4 protein-coding genes are annotated in these 3,900 nt (G+C 59.9%); 3 read left to right on the forward strand and 1 reads right to left on the reverse strand.

The annotated features are described in order from the left end of the window. The 3 genes from AC1D0Z_RS17295 to AC1D0Z_RS17305 all read left to right on the forward strand — a co-directional run. The coding region (locus AC1D0Z_RS17295; RefSeq protein ID WP_477659451.1) for a ribonuclease E/G at positions 1 to 919 on the forward strand (919 nt) is incomplete at its 5' end. Between the two features lie 5 nt (positions 920 to 924). Then, positions 925 to 1,668, forward strand: coding sequence for a polysaccharide deacetylase family protein (locus AC1D0Z_RS17300; protein ID WP_477659452.1), 744 nt, complete (start codon positions 925 to 927; stop codon positions 1,666 to 1,668). Next, positions 1,665 to 2,846 (forward strand): glycosyltransferase family 4 protein, encoded by a 1,182-nt coding sequence (locus AC1D0Z_RS17305; protein ID WP_477659453.1) that lies wholly within the window; start codon positions 1,665 to 1,667, stop codon positions 2,844 to 2,846. Before AC1D0Z_RS17300 ends, AC1D0Z_RS17305 begins: the two co-directional genes overlap by 4 nt. Before the next feature lie 15 nt (positions 2,847 to 2,861). Here the strand turns inward: AC1D0Z_RS17305 and AC1D0Z_RS17310 are convergent, their stop codons facing one another. Continuing rightward, a complete protein-coding gene (locus AC1D0Z_RS17310) occupies positions 2,862 to 3,734 on the reverse strand; it encodes a glycosyltransferase family protein (RefSeq protein ID WP_477659454.1) in 873 nt (290 codons plus the stop codon). Positions 3,735 to 3,900: the final 166 nt, after the last annotated feature.

Here is a 3,900-nt window from a genome sequence, read left to right on the forward strand (position 1 = left end):
GGACATTGCCTATCTTCGCAAGACCTGGGCACGCATCAAGGATGCTTCGCTGCGCCTGCCGCCGGCCTCAGTCCTGCACCAGGACCTGAATCTGCTGCAGCGCGTGCTGCGCGACCTGGTAGTCGAGGACACGCAAACCATACGCATAGACTCGCGCGAGCAGTTCGAAAAGCTCAAGACCTTTGCCATGGAGTTCATGCCAGCCACAGAGCAGAAGCTGCAGCACTACGGCGGCGAGCGGCCTATCTTCGACCTCTTCAGCATCGACGAGGAGATCGCCAAGGCCCTGGGCCGGCGCGTGGACCTGAAGTCGGGCGGTTACCTGATCATCGACCAGACCGAGGCGTTGACCACGGTGGACGTGAACACCGGCGGTTTTGTGGGCGCGCGCAATTTTGATGACACCATCTTCAAGACCAACCTGGAGGCTTCGCAGGCCATTGCACGCCAGCTTCGCCTGCGCAACCTGGGCGGCATCGTGATCGTCGATTTCATCGACATGATCCGGGAAAACCACCGAGACGCGGTGCTGGCCGAATTCCAGAAGCAGCTGGCGCGCGACCGCATCAAGACAACGGTCAACGGCTTTTCCGCTCTGGGCCTCCTGGAGATGACCCGCAAGCGTACACGCGAATCGCTGGCCCACCAGCTTTGCGAACCCTGCAGCGCCTGCATGGGCAAAGGCGTGGTCAAGACCGCGCGCAGCGTGACTTACGACATCCTGCGCGAAATCCTGCGCGAAGCGCGCCAGTTCAATCCCCGGGAGTTCAGGGTGGTGGGTTCGCCCAAGGTGATCGAGCTGTTCCTGGACGAAGAGAGTCAGCATTTGGCCAGCTTGAGCGACTTCATCGGTAAACCCATTTCGCTGCAAGCGGAAGCAGCGATGGCTCAGGAACAATACGACATCGTGTTGCTTTGACCTTCATGTTGACCCTGAACCGCCAACCCATCCCCATCCTGGTCTACCACCAGATCGCAGAGGCTCCGCCCAAGGGCAGCAGCCCGTTTCGCGGGCTCTACGTGTCGCCCGCGGCTTTCGCGCGGCAAATGGCCTGGCTCAAGCTACTCGGCTACACGGGCCTATCCATGAGCGCCCTGCAGCCCTACCTGCAGGGCGCTCGCAACGGCAAGGTGGTAGGTATCACCTTTGATGACGGCTACCGGAACAACCTCACGCATGCCCTGCCGGTATTGGTGAAGCAGGGCTTCTCGTCGACCTGCTATGCGGTCAGCGGCTTGCTCGGTAAAACCAATATCTGGGACGAGGGCATCGGTATCCCGCAGACGCCGCTGATGGACGAGGGGGAAATCTGCCAATGGGTGGCAGGTGGGCAGGAGATAGGCTCGCACACCCGCAGCCATGTCAACCTGATAGAAACCGACGAGTCCGGTTGTCGAGAGGAGATAGTGCTCGGAAAAGCCGGACTGGAGACCGTTATCGGCAGGCCGGTCGAGCATTTCTGCTATCCCTATGGCCATTACGAGACCAGGCACGTCGAGCTGGTCCGGGACCTGGGTTTTGCCACCGCTACCACCACGCAGCGCAGCCGCTGCCATAGCGGCGTTGATCTGCTGCAGCTGCCGCGAGTGCCCGTACTGCGCTCAACTACCTTGCCGGTGTTCTGGCTCAAGATCGCCACGGCCTACGAAGACCGCCGGAAAAAATGAGCCCTACCGACTCCCCACCCAAGAAACTGCGAATCGCCGTTTTCAACCGTACTTTCTCACCGACCGGCGGGGGAGCCGAGCGCTATTCCATCGCGCTGGTCGAGCAGTTGTCGGCTCGACACGACATGCACGTGTTCGCGCAGGAAATCGACCACCAGTGGCCCGGTGTGACTTACCACAAGGTGTCGGCTCCGCTGCGCAAGCCGCGCTGGGTCAACCAGCTCTGGTTTGCCACAATGACATGGTGGGCGACGCGCCGCGGCTTTGATGTGGTGCATTCCCATGAAAACACCTGGCATGGAGAGGTGCAGACGGTACACGTGTTGCCGGTCAAGTACAACCTGTTCCATGCCCGCGGTGGCTTGCGCCTTGTGCTGCGCTGGATCAAGGTCGTGACCAGTCCGCGCCTGCTGGCTTACCTGGCGCTGGAGCGGGCGCGCTATGCCCCCCGCCCAGGCCGGCAGGTGGTCGTGACCTCCGAAAGCTTGCGGCCCATCATGGAAGTTGCCTATCCAGCGTGCCGCGCGGCTGTTTCGGTCGTGACTCCGGGCATCACGCTGCCGAACTTGCCGGTAACGTTGGATCGAAAGCGCGAGGCGAGGGCGCAGCTGGGCTTGCCGGCAGAGGGCCGTTGCCTGCTGTTTGTGGGCAACGATTACCGCAAGAAGGGCCTGGAGGCTTTACTGCAGGCTCTGACGCAGCTGCCAGCCGATGTGGTGCTGGCGGTAGTGGGAAATCCTGCGCATATAGCCGAATTCCGTGCACTTGCCGAGACGCTCAAACTCGGTGTACGGGTGTTTTTCCTGGGTGCGCTCAAGGACGTCAGCCCAGCCTACGAGGCCGCCGATACCCTGGTGCATCCAACCTTTGAGGACACCTTTGCAATGGTGGTGCTGGAGGCCATGGCCCATGGCCTGCCGGTGGTGGTCAGCGGGCCCAAGTACTGCGGTATTTCCGGCCTGCTGAGCCAAGGCGTGAATGCCCTGATGCTGGATGATCCCAGGGACGCGGCTGAACTGACACGAGTGTTGGGCGATCTGCTTGCCCAGGTGACGTTGCGGGAAACGCTGTCGGAGGGCGCTGTGGCCTTTGCCGCACACTACCAGTGGCGTGAAATTGCGCTGCAGCAGGAGGCGCTGTGCCGTTTAGCTATCGCGGCGAGGACCGCGTCTTCCTGAGGAGGCTCAGAGGGATCAAGCCACCAGTTTGAAATGCTTGCGGCTGAAATCCAGCCCGGTCAATGTTTCAACCTGCCGCATGAAGTGGTATTTGTTTTCCTTGGGCGTAGGCCTGTAGGCAGGGTCTATGTTCAGGACCGGCTCGGCCTCCGTGGTCAGCCATTCCTGCACGGCCCGCGGATGTGTGCCTGTAAAAGGGGCGAGCGCGCGGCGATCAAACTGGCTGTAAGTGATCTGTGCTGCCGAGGCTTCGCCCCAATATTTGCTGACCTGGTCCAGCTTTTTCTGCATTTCCTCGTTGCGCCGAATCCAGCCGTAGTGGTAAATGTGCGCACCGGCAAGTGCGGCTTGGGGATTGCGTCCCCGTTTGTGCTGCGTCGTGACCAGCCAATACTGGCCATCGGGTGCATAACTTCGAATGGTATTGCGGATCAAGCGGCATTCGCGGCGGTACCATCCCGGGCTGATGGATATCCAGTCGGGAGAGCCGTAAAAGTGGTGGTAGTCGAACACCAGTGCTTCGACAGCGGGATTGGCGTGATGGCGTTCCACACTGGCACGTATGGCGGCAAGCTCGCCCTCATGCACGACTTCGTCGCCCTCGAGATAGAACGCCCAATCGCCTGTGCAGGAATACTGGGCAATCATTTTTTGTTGTGCATAGACAAAACCGCGGTCCGCCATGCGTTCGTTCCACAGTGTTTCGATGATTCTGATCTTCGGGTCGCCAATCGCTTTCACACGCGCCAGCGTGYCATCTTCGCCTTGTCCGACGGCTACAACGAACTCATCCACAAGGGGCAGGAGAGAGCGAATAGAAGCTTCGAATGGAAAGCCGAGGCTTACGCCATTGCGTATGAACGTAAAACCACTGATAGAGACACTCATCGCGCAAAACTTTCGGGTAAAAGGCTGAGCAGCCATAGGCCGCAATAGAAATCAGGTATCCACAGCTTTTGGTGTCTCACAACATCAAGCGGGTGATTGAAATCCCAGTCGATAAAGGTGGGCATAGGCGCCATTTTTTTCGAGCAGTTCGAGATGAGTTCCGGAC

The sequence above is a fragment of the Polaromonas sp. P1_E3 genome (genome assembly GCF_056405935.1).